This is a genomic window from Pseudomonas frederiksbergensis, from assembly GCF_017114915.1.
In the GTDB taxonomy this organism is placed as follows: Bacteria; Pseudomonadota; Gammaproteobacteria; order Pseudomonadales; family Pseudomonadaceae; genus Aquipseudomonas; species Aquipseudomonas frederiksbergensis_I.
The window spans coordinates 62814-80584 of the sequence record NZ_JAAUOE010000001.1; the positions used below are offsets into that span (position 1 = coordinate 62814).

A 17771-nucleotide genomic window follows, 5' to 3' on the forward strand; every position below is an offset into this window, starting at 1 on the left:
TATAGGTATAAAAGATGCGGCAGTTTACCTGATGCATCGCCCCCTGCCCACGCGTTGGTATTTTTTGGCGGATACGCCGTCAGCTGCGGCGGTCAACGATGTACCGGGCCAGATCGCGCAACGGCTCGGCCGCCGCGTCAAACGGTCGCAGCGCATGCAGGGCCTGGTCGCGCAGTTCCAGGGCGTAGGCCTTGGCCGCGTCGAGACCGAGCAGGGCCGGGTAGGTCGGCTTATCCCGTGCGATGTCGGCGCCCTGGCGTTTGCCGAGGGTGGCGGTGTCACTTTCGACGTCGAGAATGTCGTCCTGGACCTGAAAGGCCAGGCCGATGGCTTGTGCATAACTCTGCAGGGACTTCAGTTCGTCCTTCTCGGCATGACCGCTGGCCAGGGCGCCGAGTTTGACGCTGACTTCGATCAGCGCACCGGTCTTGTGCCGATGCATGTATTCAAGGGCTTTTTGATCGAGCTTCAGGCCCACCGAGCCGAGGTCGATGGCTTGCCCGCCGACCATGCCCGCCGGACCTGCCGCCAACGCCAGGGCGCTGACCATCTGTAGACGGGTTTCGGCGTCTGACGCACTCAGGCGCGGGTCGAGCAAGGCGCTGAAGGCCAGGCTCTGCAAACCGTCGCCGGCGAGAATCGCGCAGGCTTCGTCGAATTTTTTGTGGGTGGTCGGCTGGCCGCGACGCAGATCGTCATCGTCCATGGCCGGCAGATCGTCGTGCACCAGCGAGTAGGCATGAATCAGCTCCACCGCGCAGGCTGCGCCGTTGGCTTGCTCGGCCTTGCCGCCCAGCGCTTCACACGCGGCGTAGGCCAGCAACGGACGCACGCGCTTGCCGCCGTTCATCACGCTGTAGCGCATGGCTTCGTACAGCCGCGCGAGCTCAGGGCTCGGCGGGTTGAACAGGGTTTCCAGTGCCGCATTGACGCGAGCCTGGCTGGTCACCGAATACGTCGCAATCATTCTGGCTGATCCGCGTCGAAGGGTTCCTCGGTCAACTCGCCATCACGCTCGAGCAACACTTGCACCTTCTGCTCGGCCTGGGCCAGCGCCGCCTGGCAATCGCGGGTCAGCCCGATGCCCTGCTCGAAAGCGGTCAGCGAGTCTTCCAGCGACAATTCGCCGTTCTCCAGACGCTCCACCAGCGTTTGCAGGTCAGCGAGGGATTGTTCGAAATCCAGTGCAGCTTTTTTGCGGGCCATGGCGGCTATTTCCGGTTGACGTTAAACCGGCGCGACACTAGCAGACATGGGGGGTATGGGCAAATGAGCAGGGGCGTTGGAGCAGCAATTCCGGGGTGAAAACACACCTTGTGGCGAGGGAACTTGCTCTCGTTCGGCTGCGCAGCAGTCGCGAACTCTGGACGCGGTAGGCCTGAAGAAACACGACGTATGGTTTCGGGGCCGCTTCGCGACCCAGCGGGAGCAAGCTCCCTAGCCACAGATGTATGTCGTCTATAAGGGTGATGTGGATTATTCGGCTCACTTTATGAGCCGAATAAGATCGCTATTCGGCTCACGCCCCAAAAATATGCGTGATTCCCACCGCAAATTCAGATGTATCCGATTGTTAAAAAACCGCCAAATGGCTAATCTTCGCGCCTTCAACGACCCTATATTCAGGGTCTTTCAGACGAAACGCAGTTTTTGGATCTGTGACGCGCCGAGGATCGGGCGCAGGGTTTCGTTATGCATGGCAGGAGGCGTCACATGCGTTGGGTTCTTTCATTGCTGATCACGCTGGTCTGCGCTCAGGTGGCGTGGGCCGAGCCCACGGCCGAGCTATCGGAACCGGTGGGCGGCTGGCGCTATCACGGCCTGTTGGACCGCAGTGAAAACCCTCGCGTCGCCTATCCCACGCCACCCATCGACCGGGGCGTGCAGCGCAATCGCACGATGATCGAAGGCCAGCTCAAGGCCCTCGGCACGCTCCGTCCGCCCCACAGCCTGGCGGTCAACGGCAATCCCCTGAATCTGTACACCGACGACCAAGGACGTTTTGCCCGGCCGTATGCGTTCGGCGCCGGGTCCAACAGCGTCGAAGTGCGCAGTTCCGAGGGCCAGTCGCTCAAGCGCGTTCAATTCTATGAAGCCAACAACCTGCGCACCCCGGCGCGAATTCGCGTGGTGCTGGGCTGGGACGATCCCAAGGCCGAACTCGACCTGCACATCATTACCCCTGACGGCCAGCATGCGTTCTGGGCTCGCCCGGCGATGAGCAACGGCGGCGGCCTGGACCCGGATGGGGTCGATGGCCCCGGCCCGGAAATGTTCACCATGACCGCGCCGATGCACGGCACCTATCTGGTTTACGTGAACTATTGGGGCAACTACGGCAGCGGCGGCTATAACTTCGATGAGACCAGCAACCAGAACGAGGTGATCACCTCGCAAATCAATCTGGTGCTCAACGAAAACACCGTCGACGAAAAACGCGAGACGTTCATCGTGCCCTTGCGGGCGATCGGCGACCTGCTGCTGGTCAAGACTTTCAACTATTAAACATCCCGCACCATGGATGAAATCGAGCTTTGGGAACATGAGCGTGAACATGAGCGATAACACTGCTACTCCGACCGCCGACGCACCCGCAGCCAAAACTCCACGCCGTTGGCCGGCGCTGGTGATCGGGTTATGCCTGGCGGCTGGCATTGCGGGTGGGGTGGGGTGCAAACCCAAGGCGCCGCCTGTTCAGTTGGCCAGTGACAAACTGGGCATGAGCCGCCCGGACGGCCTGCTCGAAACCCATTCCCTGAGCCAGTTGCCCAAGGATCTGCTGGCGGTGCCGTTTCTCAAGGAAACCCTGACCGAAGATTTCGTCTTCTATTACGAAGCTCACGCCGACCGTCTCGGTTTGATTGGCAGTCTGCGGCGGATCATTTACGAGCATGACCTGAAGTTGCAGGACAGCCTGATCGAGCAGCTCTTCGACCAACCGGCGGATGTGGCGCTGTGGCGCGGGGCGGATGGGCGCCTCAAGGATTTCCTGCTGGTGATGGATCGCGGCGGGCTGGCCAAGGTGCTGGAGCCGCTGGCGAAAGTGGCGCTGGATGATTCGCAGCTGAGCAAGCTCAACGAGGTAAAAGTTGGCACCGAAGCGGTCACCCTCTATCAACTCAACTACAACGCCAGCAAGGCGTTGGTGTTCGCTTCCCATGGCGACAAACTGGTGGTGCTGTCCAATCCGGCCAAGCTTTACGACCCGGAAAACGGTGCCTTCGAGGAAGCCGGCGGCGTTTCGACCAAGGCCGTCGCTGCCTTGCTCAATGGCGACAAACTGTTCCCCGAAGCCTTCGGCCTGCCACCCCGCGCGCCCGAGGTCAAACAGCGCCTGTCGGTCAACTCCAGCGTGTTGGCCATGGGGTACCAGCGCTTCATCCCGAACTTCTCGGGCCTGCGTTTCGACATGGACGACAAGGGCTGGCACAGCTTCCTCGCCCTGGATGAACTGGACAATCAGCCGGACTTCGACTTCAAACCGGTCTGGCAAGCCATGCCCATGGGTGCCAGCGCCTGCGTAGCCTTGCCGCTGGCCGCCGAACAACAGAAGCCGCTGCTGGTGAAACTCGGCGCTGAAGAATCCGCGGCCCAGACCCTCACCGAACGCATGGCCGGTGCCGCCGGCCTGTGCTGGTACGCCGACTCGCGGCTGTACACGCCGCTGCTGGTGGCCAGCCTGAATGACGATGACGGCGCCAAACTCGACGCCGACCTGGGCAAGCTGTTCGGCTCGATGGTCGGCGCCTACGAAGGCAAGGTCGCCGAGCACGCGTTCCCGGTGGTCGAGAAACAGAATGGTAAAACCCATCAATGGCAGCGCCAGGTCAGCTCCAACTTCGGCCCTTATAAAGCCAAGGATGCCGAGCAACCAGACGCGATCACCGGCAAAGCCTTCATGCGCGTCAGCCTGGCGCGCCACGGTGCGACGCTGCTGTTCTCCCTCGACGACAAACTCGTCGACAAAGCCCTCGGCACCCTCGACAAACGTTTCCCGCCGCTGGCTGACGTGCTGCCCAAAGACCTGCTGATGCCGATCTATTTCGGCCCGGATGCCATGGCGCAACTGATGCAGCAGGAAACCCTCGACAGCCTGCCGCAGGACATGGAGCCGGTGTTCTACAACGCCGCGCAAACCTACCTGATCCCGAAACTGCGCACCCTCGGCGGCTACGGCAAATACGCCCTGACCTTGCCTGAAGGCAGCGAGCCCGACGGCCACTGGCAGTGGCTGCCGCTGGAGTGGAAAGCCCTGTGACTGCACTTATCCGAGGCCTCGGCCTGCTGGCGTTGCTGCTGGGGACTCGCACATTTGCCAGCGAAACCCCGGCGCTCGACCCGCAGCAATCCCAGGTGTTCCGCGCCTGGTTCGTGCGCATCGCCCAGGAACAACTGACCCAGGGCCCGAGCCCGCGCTGGTATCAGCAGGACTGCGCCGGGCTGGTGCGGTTCGCCGCCAACGAAGCGCTGAAAGTCCATGACGACAAATGGCTGCGCAGCAATGGCTTGTCCAACCGCTACCTGCCGCCGGAGCTGCAACTGAGTGAAGCCCAACGCAGCCTCGCCCAGCAATGGCAGCAGGGCGGCGGCAAGGTCGGGCCTTACGTCAACGCGATCAAACTGATTCAGTTCAACAGTCATCTGGTCGGCCGCGATCTGGCCCAGGCCCGGCCCGGCGACCTGATGTTTTTCGATCAGGGCGATGACCAGCACCTGATGATCTGGATGGGCCGCTACATCGCCTATCACACCGGCACCACCACCCCCACCGACAACGGCATGCGCTCCGCAAGCCTGCAGCAACTCATGACATGGAAGGACACCCGATGGATACCCGACGCAGCCAACCCCAACTTCATCGGCGTCTATCGACTGAACTTTCTCTCCCAATGATCGGTGCCCGCATGCTGCGCATTTGCTCTCGTATTCCATTGCTGTTGGCGTTGCTGGTGCCTTTCGCCACAGTTAACGCCGAAGACACCGTCGAGCCGAGCGGCTACACGCCGGTGGCCGGTGAGAGTTTCTTCCTGCTGGCCGACAGCAGTTTCGCCAGCGACGAACAGGCGATGGTGCGCCTCGAAGCGCCGGGCCGGGATTACCGCCGGTTCCGCATGGAGCCCTACGGTGGCGCGGACATTCGCGTGTATCGCATCGACAAGCCGCTGGACTTCCTCAAGCGCCAGAAGAACCTGCACCGGGTGGTCAGTGACGGCCAGTTCAAGGGCGAAGGCCTGTCGAACACCCTCGCGTACCTGTGGGACAACTGGTACCGCAAATCCCGTCGGGTGATGCAGCGGGCTTTTTCCTACGAGTCGCGCCAACAAGTCACCGAGGAAGTGCCGGAACTGAAGATGGGCACCGCGATTGCCGCGCCAACGCCCTACGACGCACAGCCGCAATTCGCGCTGATTCCGGGCCTGCCGGTGGTCAGCCAATTCCGCTATCCGCTGTGGCAAGCCAAACCGATCCAGCCGCCGGAAGGCGTGAAGCTGGCCGGTTCTTCCAGCGAGTTCGTCAGCGTCATGCCGGGCAACGTCTACATCCCGTTGGGCAATCTGAAGCCGGGCCTGTATCTGGTGGAGGCGCTGATCGGCAAGTACCGCGCGACCACCATGGTGTTCGTCTCCAACACCGTGGCCGTGAGCAAGATTGCCGGTGATGAATTGCTGGTGTGGGCCGCGCGCAAACACGAAGGCAGTTCGGTGCCTAAAGTGAATGTGCTGTGGACCGACGGCCTGGGTGTGATGAGCAGTGGCGCCACCGATGCCGATGGTTTGCTGCGCCTCAAACACGTCAGCCCCGAGCGTTCGTTCGTGATCGGCGAGGACGAAGAGGGCGGGGTGTTTGTCTCCGAGAACTTCTATTACGACAGCGAAATCTACGACACCAAACTCTATGCCTTCACCGACCGGCCGCTGTATCGACCGGGTGATTGGGTGTCGCTGAAAATCGTCGGCCGCGAGTTCAAGAATGCGCGGGATTCCGTGGCACCGACTGCTGCCGACGTCAACGTGACGGTGCTCGATGCCACCGGCACGGCGCTGCAAACATTGGCGCTGAAGCTCGATTCCAAGGCCGGCAGCCAAGGCCGTTTCCAGTTGCCGGATAACGCCGTAGCGGGCGGTTATGAGCTGCGTTTCAACTACAAGGATCAGGCCTATAGCAGCGCCTTCCGTGTGGCTGAATACATCAAGCCGCACTTCGAGATTTCCCTGAACCTGGCCAAGCAGGATTACCGCACTGGCGAACCGGTCAAAGGCAGCCTGGTGTTGTTGTACCCGGACGGCAAACCGGTGGCCAATGCCAAGGTGAGCCTGAGCCTGCGCGCCCAGCAACTGTCGATGGTCGACAACGAACTGCAATACCTGGGGCAATTCCCGGTGGAGCTGACCAGCGCCGAACTGACCACCGACGCCAAGGGCAATGCGACGCTTGACCTGCCCGCCGCCGAGAAACCGAGCCGTTACATGCTCACCGTGTTCGCCAGCGATGGCGCGGCGTATCGGGTCAAGACCACCAAGGAAATCCTCATCGACCGCGGCGCCGCCAGTTTCCGCCTGAGCGCACCGCAGCGGTTCAGCGCGGTGGGCGACAAGGTTGCCTTCAGCTACGCCAACGAAGGTGGCAGCGAGCAGAGCAAAGCGGTCAACCCGAGCAGCTACAGCTGGGTGCGACTCGAAGATCAGACCACTGGCGAAGGTAAACTCGCCGCCAAAGATAAAGGCTTCACCCTGGCCTTCGACCGTCCGGGTACTTACAACCTGACGCTGAAAGATGATCATGGCCGCGTGCTTGGCGCGACCGGCCATTCGGTCACCGGCGATGGCGTCAAAGCAGTGCCCGGCACCGTGGAAATCGTCCTCGACAAACCCGAGTACAAGGCCGGCGACGAAGCCCTCGCATTGATCACTTTCCCCGAGCCGGTCAGCGATGCGTTGTTGTCGCTCGAGCGCGACAAGGTCGAGGCCACGGCGCTGCTGTCCAAGGGCGGCGACTGGCTGAAGATGGAAAAACTCAGCGACACCCAATACCGCGCGCGCATCGCGGTGAAGGACAACTTCGCGCCGAACCTGACGTTCTCCGTGCTCTATACCAAGGGCGGTCAGTACAGCTTCCAGAACGCCGGTATCAAGGTGGTCGCGCCACAGATCGATGTGGCGATCACTACCGACAAAGAGGCGTATCAGCCCGGCGATACCGTGTCCGTGGACCTCACCACCCAGTTCGCCGGCAAGCCGATTCCGGCGCACCTGACGGTCAGCGTGGTCGATGAAATGGTCTACGCGCTGCAGCCGGAAGTGGCGCCGACCATCGACCAGTTCTTCTATCACCCGCGCCGCAACAACGTGCGCACCAGTGCCAGTTTGTCGTTCATCAGTTACGACGTGGCGTTGCCGGGCAGCCCCGGTGCGCCGGGCAAAGCCAACCGCAGTGAGCGAGGGGTGAAAGTGCTGGAGCGGCCGCGTCGCGAAGACGTCGACACCGCCGCGTGGCAGCCGGAATTGATCACCGACGCCAATGGCAAAACCCGCTTCACCTTCAAAATGCCGGACTCCTTGACCCGCTGGCGCATCACCGCCCGGGCCATCGCCGATGACGGCCTGGTCGGGCAGAAGAAGCAATTCATGCGCTCGGAAAAACCGCTGTACCTGAAGTGGAGCGGCCCAACCAAATTCCGCAATGGCGATAAACCGGATCTTGGCGTGTTCGCCTTCAGTCAGGCTGAGCAACCGGCCAAGGCTGAGCTGGTGATTCATTACGCGGGTGCCGAGCAACGTGTGCCGGTCACACTGAGCAATGGCGTCAACTACATCCCATTGCCGGCGTTCACATTGGCCAATGGTGAGTGGACCGCCGAGCTGGTGCAGGATGGCAAAACCGCTGACGCCTTGGCCGTACGCCTGACCGCGACCGGCGAAGGCTGGCAGGTGACCCAGAGCCAAAGCCTGGACGTGGCCAGCGGTGACACCCCATTGACCTTGCCGGCAGACGCCACGGACATTCGCTTGCGTCTTGATGACAGCCCGCAAGCGCTGTTTCGTTCGGCCCTCGATGATCTGCTGAGTTATCCGTACGGCGGCGTCGAACAAACCGCCAGCCGTTTGCTGCCGCTGAGCATCGCTTATCCAGCGCTGTCGTCGAACCCGCAGATTCGCGATCGCTTGCGTTTGATCATGCAGAACAGCCGCCTGCGCCTGGTGCAAATGGCCGGGCCGTCGGCGAGTTTCACTTGGTGGGGCTTTGACGGCGAGCCGGATGCGTTCCTCACCGCGTACGCCTATTACGCCGACTGGCACGCCAGCAAGGCGCTGGAACTGAGCCTGCCGCCGGAGCATTGGCAGCGGGTGCTGGAGGTGTACGCCAAGCAAGCGAAGAACACGCCGCTGTTGCAGCGGGCGCTGATTCTGTCGTTCGCCAAACAGATGCAATTGCCGGTGAATACGTTGCTCAGTGGTTTGATCGACGACCTGGTGAAAGCCGGTGAAGGCCATGGGACGAGCATCATGGACGATGGCGCCGAGAGCCTGGTCATGAGCGATCCGGATTCTGCGTTGGGGCTGGCCAGCGCTCGGGTGCTGACCGCGTCTTTGGCGCGTCAGGCCAAGGTCAATCTGCCCCAGGCGTTCACGCGTCAATTGGACGCTGCACAACAACAAGTGGCCGCCAGCGCTCAACCGTTTGTCGAAGCCCTGAACCTGTCGCTGCAAGCCTTCGATCAAGCGCACGCGCAAGCGTTGTTGCAACGCCTGTTGCCACAGCAATCGACTCTGGAGCGAGCCTTGGCGCTGACCTGGCTGCAACGTAGCATCGAGCAGGCCTCGCCGACCATCGCGCTGGCACCGGGTGAAGGCTGGAAGAAAGAACACAGTGCTACCGGTGAGATGTATTGGACATGGCATGGCGCTTCGCCTGTGCCTGCGGTGTTGTCGGTGTCCGGGGTGCAAGATCGTCCATTGCGAGCGGCGCTGAGCTTCCAGACCCAACAGCCATTGGTTGACCCGATGGCGGTGACCATCACTCGTCGCTTGTCGCGATTGGTGCCGGGTGACGAGGCGTTCGAATTCAAACTCGAAGCGGTAGGCACCAAGCCGTTGTCCAGCGACAGCCTGTACCTGGACGAAGTGATCATCACCAGTAAAGCCGCAAAACCGTTGCGCTACGGCATGCTCGAAGTACCGCTGCCACCGGGGGCGGACGTTGAGCGCACCACGTGGGGCATTAAGCTGATGGGCAAGGCCGGCACCGAGCCGACCGCGCTGGAGAAGGCCCGTTTCGAGCCGGGGCAAATGACGTATGCCGTGCCAGTGGATGCCCTGAGCGGCGAGTTGCGCCTGCGTCATCTGGTGCGCTTCTCGCAAAAAGGCCAGTTCAACCTGCCGCCGGTGCGTTTCACTCAGGTCTATGCGCCACAGCATCAGGCCCAGGAACAGAAGCCGGCGCTCGGTCAGGTCACGGTCAACTGACATGACCCGGCGTCTGGTCTGGTGGCTGTTGTGTTTGATCCCTGCGCTGGCGACAGCGCAGGATGAGCCGCTGCGCCTGGGCTTCAAGGGTGAACTGCTTTCATTGAGCCAGACGCAGGTGATCTCGCGAGAGCCATTGCCTGCTGATGTGCAAACACCGCTGGGCAGTTTGTGGAAGCTGTTTGTCTACAGCTGGCTGGCGGACACCGGCGCGCGTGAGCCGGCTTATGAGTGTCGCGGGCAATCGAAGGAAGAAGTTTATTGCTGCACGGCGGGCGGTAAGATTGGGCGCGATCAGGCGTTGGTGAAGTCCTGCGGCTTGTACTTTGAGCCTACGCGCCTGGGCATTGCCGACGCTGATTGGCGTGCGTATTGGCAGGCGAGGCAAGCGCCGAAGTGGTTGCTGGATTTACCGTCGTTGCAACCGCAGACACGGGTTTCGGTGGCGGAGTTGTTGAAGGTCTTGGCCATGATGCCGGCGCAGGATCAGGCCCGAAGGGTGTTGCTCGATGTAGTGCTCAATGCCGCTGACGACAATGTCGTGGGCGAGCTCGGTGGTCGGTTGCGGGTGAAAACCTGGAGCTGGCTGGGGGATCAGGATCCTTCCTCACGTCAGGGCGGATTCGCTGGCTGGACGGCGGACGGCACCCCAATCTGGGCCGGTGGACGCGGCACCAGTCAAATGGTTTTGCGCCATTACGGTCAGGCACTGGCGACGGTGTTGCCCTCGTCATGGCCCGCCGAGGCGGGGAAGTGCGTTGAGGTCGGCCTGTTCGCGCGTTATCCGCTGAAACGCGTGTTGGCAGGGGACCGCGTTATGGCGCCCGGGCCTTTGCAAGGCGACTATCGCGTCGAGTTCGCCAACGGCAATCAGCTTGATATCCACAGCGACGGCGAGTTGTTCTTGCTCAAAGACAAACTCGTCGCCCGTCTCGATCGTGAAGAGTATGTCGCCCGTGTCCTGCAGCGCGAAGCCAGACCGGAACCCGTCGAAGCCGCCAAAGCCCTGAGCGTCGCGATCCGCACCTACCTGCTGCAAAACGCCACTCGTAGCGGTGACTGCCTAAGCATCGATGACAGCAGCAGCCGTCAACGCGTCGCGCCACGCCCGGCCGCCCCCGAGTCGCGCAACATCGTCGCGTGGACCAGCGATCTGGTTCTCGCCGGCACCGCCGTCACCTATCACTCCGACCAACCGGGGCCGGACAAACTCTCCTGGCAACAAGCCGTCGAACAGGCCAATGCCGGCCAACGCTACGACGCCATCCTGCTACACGCTTATCCGCGAGCGAGCCTCAGTCGCTGGGACAACCCGGTCGCCTCCTGCGAAGCACTGCCCACCGCGCAGGACTGGTTGCTGAAACAACGTCGCGGCTGGCGCCAACGGCTCGAAAGCGAAGTCGGCTACAACGAAGTCAGCACCTTCGCCGTCTGCCGCCTGGCCTTTGGTCGTCCGTTTGTCGATCGCGAACGCCAGCGCATCTACGTGCGCGGCGTGCTGTCGCTGCAAGACCGCCTCGACCTGACCCACGAATACCTGCACCTGGCCTTCGAAGCACACCCCAACGGCCAGGATGAAACTTACATTGAAGGGCTCGCCCGCCACCTCTTGCTGGAATAGGTCATGAAACTCCGTTATCCACAGGTCCTCCTGTTCCTTTGCTCTTTTTGCGTAATGCCGGCGACATTTGCCGCCGTCAAACTTGATACGCCCGTTGGAGGCTGGCGTACCGGCGCTCCTGAAGGTGAAGGCGAAAACTTTCGTCAGACGGTCAATTACCCGGCTTCCTCGGTCAATACCCCGGTGGGCCAGGCCAATACGGCGCGCATTACCGGACAGATCCAATCCACCCCCAAGTCCAGCGAGCCGGGGCGGTTGATCGTCAACGGTGTCAGCATGCCGCTGAAGATCGATCCGGCCGGCCGCTTCGACCGCCCGTTCTCCTTTCCCAATGGCAGCAACAGCGTTGAAGTCCGCAGCCCCGATGGTCAACAACGCCATCGCACCCAGTTCCTCAACGCCAGCGGCGGCGCCACCCCGGCCAAGTTGCGTGTGCTGCTGGCCTGGGACAGCGACGGCACGGATCTGGACTTGCACCTCATCACCCCCGATGGCGCACACATCTGGTACGGCGATCGTGTCGCGCCCAATGGTGCGGCGTTGGATGTGGACGTCACCACCGGCTACGGCCCGGAAATCTTCGCCATGCCGGCGCCGATCAAGGGGCAATACCTGGTGTACGTGAACTACTACGGTGGCGGGTATCGCGGTGATGAAGAGGGACAGGAAGAGGCCGTTCAGCCGCTGACCACCGCGCAAGTGACGGTGATTACGGAGGAGGGGACGCCTGATGAGAAGATGGAAACGTTCCTGGTGCCGATGCGGGCGGTGGGGGAGTTGACGTTGGTTAAGGGGTTTAGTTATCCGTAGGGTTGTTTCACCTAGACACAAATCGTGATTTTTATTTCGAGTTGAGGGGTACTAGAAAGGTCGACACCTACTAAGCAGGAACGCTTTCACGTGAATGACCTCGGTGCTACTGCGCCGTCCGTTAGTGCAAGCTTTAATAAAATCACGCAACTGATCATCACTGCCCGGCAGCGAGCGATGCAGGCGGTCAATACCGAGTTGATTGAACTGCATTGGCAGGTCGGGGCTTACATCAGCCGGAAGATCGAAGCGGCGGAGTGGGGGGACGGAGTGGTCGCTCAACTGGCTACTCACCTCGCTCGTACTCAGCCGGGATTGCGTGGTTTCACGCAGCGAAATCTGTTTCGCATGCGTCAGTTTTATGAGACCTACAGGGACGACGCAATTGTGACAGCACTGCTGTCACAATTGCCCTGGACCCAAAACCTGATCATTCTCAACCAGAGCAAACGCCCGGAAGAGCGTGAGTTTTACCTGCGCATGGCGATTCAGGAGAAGTGGTCGAGCCGGGAGCTTGAGCGCCAATTTAAGGCCGCGCTTTTTGAACGCTCCGTCATCAATCCCGTAAAAGTCTCACCACTGGTGAGACAAATGCATCCTGAGGCCATGAGTGTGTTCAAGGACACTTACATGGTCGAGTTTCTCGACTTGGCGCACGGCCATGTCGAAGCTGATTTACATGGCGGGTTGCTGCGCAGGCTCAGGGATTTTCTGATCGAGCTGGGGCGTGACTTTTGTTTCGTCGGTTCGCAGTACCCATTGCAGGTTGGCGGCCGCGACTTTGCGTTGGACCTTCTGTTCTTCCATCGTGGGCTCAATTGCCTGGTAGCGATTGAGCTCAAGGTCGGACGCTTCGAGCCGGAATACCTTGGCAAACTGGACTTCTATCTTGAGGCTTTGGATCGCAATGTCCGCAACCCCCATGAAAACCCGGCGCTCGGGGTCTTGCTGTGCGCCAGCAAAGATGACGAAGTCGTCGAGTACGCCCTGAACCGTTCACTTTCGCCAGCATTGATCGCGGAATATCAGACTCAGCTGCCGGACAAGAAACTGTTGCAGGCCAAGTTGCATGAGTTTTATGCGCTGAATGCTGACGAGTAAGCCAACGGTTACGCAAGCTGCCGGACTAGCGCGGCGCCCGGCGGCCTCACTCCCGCACCCCTCCATCACAAATAAAATCAATAAACGCCCGCAACTTCGGTGTGAGATACCGGCTCGACGGCCACACCACTTGTATGTTCAACGTACGCAGCACCTGATCGGGCAATATCGACACCAGTTCACCGGCGTCCAGTGCCTCGCGCACCGCAAATTCAGGGACGCAGGCGATGCCCAGTCCTTGCCTGGCCATGTGGATCAGCATTTCCAGATTGTTGCAGACCATCGTTGCCGGCACTTTCAACTCTGTACCTTCGGCAAGCCCCGACAAAGGCCATTTTTCCAGTTTGCCCGTGGAGGGCAGCTTGTAATGCAGGCAATGGTGGTCTTGCAGTTGCTCGACGCTCTGCGGATAGCCGTTGCTCGCAAAGTAGCCCGGTGCGCCGACGAGGTAGAAGTCAAAGCTGTCGAGTTTCCTGGCCATCAGCCGGGAGTCGTGCAGCTGGCCGGTGCGCACCACGGCGTCGAAGCCTTCCTCGACCACATCCACCAGCCGATCGGTGAAGTCCAGCTCCAGCTGTATCTCCGGGTAACGCTGCATGAACCGTGACAGTTGCATGTACAGCACGTTGCCGAGCAGTGGCAGGCTGATGCGCAGTTTGCCTCGTGGTGTCTCGCTTGCGCTGGAGAGTTCCTGCTCCGCGGCTTCCAGTTCGTTGAGCACTCTGCGGCAGCGCTCCAGAAACAGCGAGCCCTCGCTGGTCAGATTGATGCTGCGGGTATTGCGGTGGAACAGGCGCGCGCCGAGTTTCTCTTCCATGCGCGCAATGCTCTTTCCCACTGCCGAGGCAGAGATGCCGAGCAAGCGGCCGGCCCCTACAAAACTGCGGCTTTCAGCGACCTGCACGAACACCGTGATGCCATTGAGCTTATCCAACGCTCACTCCTTTGATTGCGGACAAAAAGGTCCGTGGACCTCGGAAGTGTAACCTCTGTTTCTCCGCAATGGCCGGCTCTACCATCGCGACATTCAGGTAAGTCATCCATCCATTTCGGGGTCAGACATGTCAGTCAACGAACCGCTTCGCCCATTACAGTCGCTTCGCTCGTTCGAACCCGTCGAGCTTGGTTCAAGGATCGACGCCGTGCTCGAGCAGACGCTGCACGACCAACGCCTGGTCGGGGCGGTGGTGCTGGTGGCTCACCGGGGCCAGCTCATCTATCACCGAGCGGCCGGCCTGGCCGACCGTGAAGCGCAATTGCCGATGCGTGAGGAGGCCTTGTTTCTGCTGTCGTCGGTCTCCAAGCCAATCACTTCGGTGGCGGCACTGGTACTGGTCGCCAAAGGCAAAATCCAACTGGACGATGACATCAGCCGGTGGTTGCCCTACTTCAAACCGACCCTGGGTGACGGCCAGCCCACGACCATCACCGTGCGCCAGTTACTGAGCCATAGCGCCGGTTTGACGTATGGTTTTCTGGAAAGCGATCAAGGCGGCCCTTATCGCGATGCCGGGGTGTCCGATGGTCTGGATCGAAGCGGCATTTCACTGGAAGAAAACCTGCGTCGTCTGAGCCATGCCCCCTTGCTGTACAAACCCGGCAGCGGTTGGGGCTATTCGATTGCCACCGACGTACTGGGCGCATTGATCGCCGCAGTCAACGGCACGCCCCTCGCCGAAGCGATCGACGAGTTGATTGCCCGGCCACTGGCGTGGCGCGATACCGGCTTCAGTGTTTCAGAGGTCAGCCGCTTGGGCCCTGCGTACCTGAACGATCAGCCGCAGCCACGGCGCATGAACGAGCTGGAAGTGATTCCGGTGTTCGAAGGGACCGCTGGCATCAGGCTGGAGCCGGCCCGGGCGCTGGACCCTCAGGCTTATCCATCCGGCGGTTCCGGCCTGGTCGGCACCGCAGGTGAGTTTCTTCAGTTGCTCGAAACCTTGCGCAAGGGCGGCGCACCGCTACTGCCCAAGGCCCTGGTCGATGAAATGGGCACAAACCAGACCGGCGAACTGGAACTGGACAATTGGCCCGGGCGCGGCTTCGGTCTGGGCTTCACGGTACTCAAGGATCCCGCAGCGGCACAAACCGTCGAGTCGGCCGGCAGCTGGCGACTGGGCGGCGCCTATGGGCATTCGTGGTTCGTCGACCCGGCGGAGCAATTGACCGTGGTCGCCTTCACCAACACGGCCTTCGAAGGCATGTTCGGGCAGTTCACCGTAGACCTTTGCAACGCCGTCTACGGGCTGGAGTCTGAGTCATGAAAATGCTCCATCCGATTTACTTCCTGGCGTTGGGGCTGTTCGGCGTTTACACCATCGAATTCGGCGTGGTCGGAATTCTTCCGGTGATTATCGAGCGCTTCTCGATCAGTGCGTCGCAGGCGGGCCTGTTGGTGGGGGTGTTCGCACTGATCATTGCGGTATTCGGTCCGATCATGGTGTTGCTGCTGTCGCGCTTCAACCGCAAGAAGGTGCTCACGATCGCCCTGTTCGTTTTCGCCGGGACCAGTGTGCTGTCGGCCTATGCGCCCAACTTTGAATCGCTGATGGTGCTGCGCGTCATCCCGGCGCTGTTCCACCCCGTGTATTTTTCCCTGGCGTTCGTCGCGGCCACTTCGCTTTACCCGCCAGGGGAATCGACCCACGCCGCCGCCAAGGCTTTTGTCGGCACCAGCATGGGCATGGTGCTGGGCGTGCCACTGACGACGCTCATCGCGGCACAGTTTTCCTATGAAGCCTCGTTTCTGTTCTGCGCCGCGGTCAACTGCATGGCGGGGCTGGGGATCATTGCCAGGTTGCCGGACGCCCCGGCCAAACTGGCCATTTCCTATAAAGAGCAGCTGGCAATTCTGCGTAAATTCCCGCTCTGGCTGAACATTACCGCCTCGACCCTGATCTTCGCCGCGATGTTTTCCGTGTACAGCTACTCGGCCGAGTACCTGGCCAAAGAAGTCGGCATGAGCGCGCCATCGATCAGTATTCTGCTGGTGGTCTTCGGTGTCGGTGGCGTGGCCGGCAATCTGTATGCCGGCAAACTGATCGGTCAGAACATGGTCAGGACGACGATCTTGCATCCGGTCCTGCTGGCCGCCGCCTATGGGCTGTTGTACCTGTTCGCCAGCCCGTCCCTGATGACAATGCTGCTGATCGTGGTGATCTGGGGCGCGACCCATACCAGCGGGTTGATCGTCACGCAGATATGGCTGACTTCCGAAGCGCCGCAAGCGCCGGAGTTCGCCACCGGCCTCTATATCTCGTTCATCAACCTGGGCGTGACCATCGGTTCTACCACCGGCGGCTGGTTCCTGGCGCGGATGGGATTGCAGGGCTCCCTTTACAGCGGCGTGCTGTTTGCCGCGCTGGCGGTATTGGTCATTGTGGTGAAAGTGCTGTTTTTCAGTGCGATGCCGCGCAAGGGAGGCGCACAAGTCGCCGCAGACTGAGTTGTACGATGCGCGATAGCCGACGCTGTCCGTTGCAGATGCTTAGTCATTGATGGTTCGAGATTATTTCAGGCATTAAAAAGCCGGCTTGTGGCCGGCTTCTCGGGGACTGGCTTGGTTTATTTTTGGTAAACCGCGCCAGCCTTCAAAACGTACACCCGGATCTTGCGTCCGGCTGTGGGACTTGGCGAGAAAATGATCTGCCTCGTCGGTGCGATCTGAGCCTTGGAAAGGGTCGATGCGCAAATGTGGGGCGCAGCATACTGATTTTTTTGAGGAATTCCCAGCTTGGCGTGCGGGGTAGAGCGATAGCGCTGAGGCGTAGCAGCTGCCGAAGGCAGCCTTCGGCAGCTGCTACAGGGCTTCGTATTTACAGGAACGGTACGGACGGTCTGCGTTTGTTGAGTGTCGACCACCAAAATACCCACCCCAACACCCTGATGTTCTGCTTGTCGATCTGTTCGGCACTGAAGATCTCATCCGGATACTCAGCCCTGTTGTGGCTGCGCAGCCGCAGTGCATTTCCCGGCATCCGGTGCAGGTACTTGATCCGTAACATTCCGTCATGCTCGATCGCATAGATCTCGCCGTCGATAATCTGCGTAAGCCCGCGATCAATGGCGAGTGTAGAACCGTCTTCAATCCTTTCGGCCATGCTGTTACCGATCATGTGGGTGCAAATGGCATCAGCATGTTTGATTTCCAGGGAGTCGAGGTGACTGTGGGGCAGGCGGATGGATTGGCCAGGGTCTTCGACGACGTGGGTTTTGTTGGAACCTGGAGCGGTGGCGGTTTCTTTGAAGAAGGGCAGTTCGACGTCGATGGGCTCGATCACCGTGTAGATGCCCCGGATGGCCTGGGCGTCGAAGGTGTTGCCGGACTCGTCGAGCACACGCAGGCGTGAGGACTCTTTCGGACCTTCGCCGGTTTTCAGCCAGTCACTGTTGACGGACAGTAATCGGGAGACTTCTTCCATGCGATAGGCGGGCACACCACGGGTGTACCAGTTGTGGATATTTTGCGCTTCCGTGTCGAAGAAAGCGGCGAATCCTGTCGTCGTGATGTTCGCCGCTTCGAGGAGCGCTCTAAACCGTGGGCCGCTAGTGTTCTTTTTCATAAACACGAGTCTACTGGCGCAGGATGGGGCTTTGAATAAACGACCCGTTCAAATTTCGACGGAAATTTAAGACTGGATGTAAGACGCTTTTTGTAAGAATTAAACAGGTAAAAACCCAGGCCAGGAGGCCGCAAACGCATTGTTAAGGGCGTATTTCCAGCGCCCACAAAAAACCCCGGATCAACCGGGGTTTTTCTTGAAGCGTGAGGTTAG

Annotated in this window: 13 protein-coding genes; 9 read left to right on the forward strand and 4 right to left on the reverse strand. The window is 60.6% G+C overall.

What is annotated here, in order from left to right; genetic code table 11:
• Nucleotides 1-79 precede the first annotated feature (79 nt).
• Nucleotides 80-967 (reverse strand): (2E,6E)-farnesyl diphosphate synthase, encoded by an 888-nt coding sequence (gene ispA, locus HCU66_RS00385; protein ID WP_205886506.1) that lies wholly within the window; start codon nt 965-967, stop codon nt 80-82.
• Nucleotides 964-1206: an exodeoxyribonuclease VII small subunit gene (locus HCU66_RS00390; RefSeq protein ID WP_205886507.1), complete on the reverse strand. Its 243-nt coding sequence runs from the start codon at nt 1204-1206 to the stop codon at nt 964-966. The genes ispA and HCU66_RS00390 overlap by 4 nt, the downstream gene beginning before the upstream one ends.
• 507 nt (nt 1207-1713) lie before the next feature.
• Here HCU66_RS00390 and HCU66_RS00395 point away from each other — a divergent pair.
• The 7 genes from HCU66_RS00395 to HCU66_RS00425 all read left to right on the forward strand — a co-directional run bounded on the left by HCU66_RS00395 (nt 1714) and on the right by HCU66_RS00425 (nt 12996).
• On the forward strand, nt 1714-2505 hold the full coding sequence (locus tag HCU66_RS00395; RefSeq protein WP_205886508.1) for a YfaP family protein: 792 nt from the start codon (nt 1714-1716) through the stop codon (nt 2503-2505).
• Between the two features lie 49 nt (nt 2506-2554).
• The gene (locus HCU66_RS00400; protein WP_205886509.1) at nt 2555-4258 is read left to right on the forward strand and encodes a DUF2138 domain-containing protein; all 1704 of its coding nucleotides are present in this window, start codon (nt 2555-2557) and stop codon (nt 4256-4258) included.
• Nucleotides 4255-4893 (forward strand): DUF1175 domain-containing protein, encoded by a 639-nt coding sequence (locus tag HCU66_RS00405; RefSeq protein ID WP_205886510.1) that lies wholly within the window; start codon nt 4255-4257, stop codon nt 4891-4893. Before HCU66_RS00400 ends, HCU66_RS00405 begins: the two co-directional genes overlap by 4 nt.
• Nucleotides 4890-9464, forward strand: coding sequence for an alpha-2-macroglobulin family protein (locus tag HCU66_RS00410; protein WP_205886511.1), 4575 nt, complete (start codon nt 4890-4892; stop codon nt 9462-9464). The genes HCU66_RS00405 and HCU66_RS00410 overlap by 4 nt, the downstream gene beginning before the upstream one ends.
• A 1-nt stretch (nt 9465) precedes the next feature.
• Complete coding sequence (locus tag HCU66_RS00415) at nt 9466-11085, forward strand: DUF2300 domain-containing protein (RefSeq protein WP_205886512.1); 1620 nt, start codon at nt 9466-9468, stop codon at nt 11083-11085.
• A gap of 3 nt (nt 11086-11088) precedes the next feature.
• On the forward strand, nt 11089-11895 hold the full coding sequence (locus HCU66_RS00420; protein ID WP_205886513.1) for a YfaP family protein: 807 nt from the start codon (nt 11089-11091) through the stop codon (nt 11893-11895).
• 141 nt (nt 11896-12036) lie between these two features.
• Nucleotides 12037-12996, forward strand: coding sequence for a PDDEXK nuclease domain-containing protein (locus HCU66_RS00425; RefSeq protein WP_420908033.1), 960 nt, complete (start codon nt 12037-12039; stop codon nt 12994-12996).
• A 46-nt stretch (nt 12997-13042) separates the two neighbouring features.
• Here HCU66_RS00425 and HCU66_RS00430 read toward each other — a convergent pair whose 3' ends face one another.
• The gene (locus HCU66_RS00430) at nt 13043-13930 is read right to left on the reverse strand and encodes a LysR family transcriptional regulator (RefSeq protein WP_205886515.1); all 888 of its coding nucleotides are present in this window, start codon (nt 13928-13930) and stop codon (nt 13043-13045) included.
• A gap of 127 nt (nt 13931-14057) precedes the next feature.
• On the opposite strand from HCU66_RS00430, the gene HCU66_RS00435 reads away from it, so the two are divergent.
• A complete protein-coding gene (locus HCU66_RS00435) occupies nt 14058-15260 on the forward strand; it encodes a serine hydrolase domain-containing protein (protein ID WP_205886516.1) in 1203 nt (400 codons plus the stop codon).
• Nucleotides 15257-16441, forward strand: a complete 1185-nt coding sequence (locus HCU66_RS00440) for an MFS transporter (RefSeq protein WP_205886517.1) — start codon at nt 15257-15259, stop codon at nt 16439-16441. The genes HCU66_RS00435 and HCU66_RS00440 overlap by 4 nt, the downstream gene beginning before the upstream one ends.
• A 370-nt stretch (nt 16442-16811) precedes the next feature.
• On the opposite strand, the gene HCU66_RS00445 is transcribed toward HCU66_RS00440, so the two are convergent.
• Nucleotides 16812-17558 carry a S24 family peptidase gene (locus tag HCU66_RS00445; protein WP_205886518.1) on the reverse strand — a complete coding sequence of 249 codons (747 nt, stop codon included), beginning with the start codon at nt 17556-17558 and terminating at the stop codon, nt 16812-16814.
• Nucleotides 17559-17771: the final 213 nt, after the last annotated feature.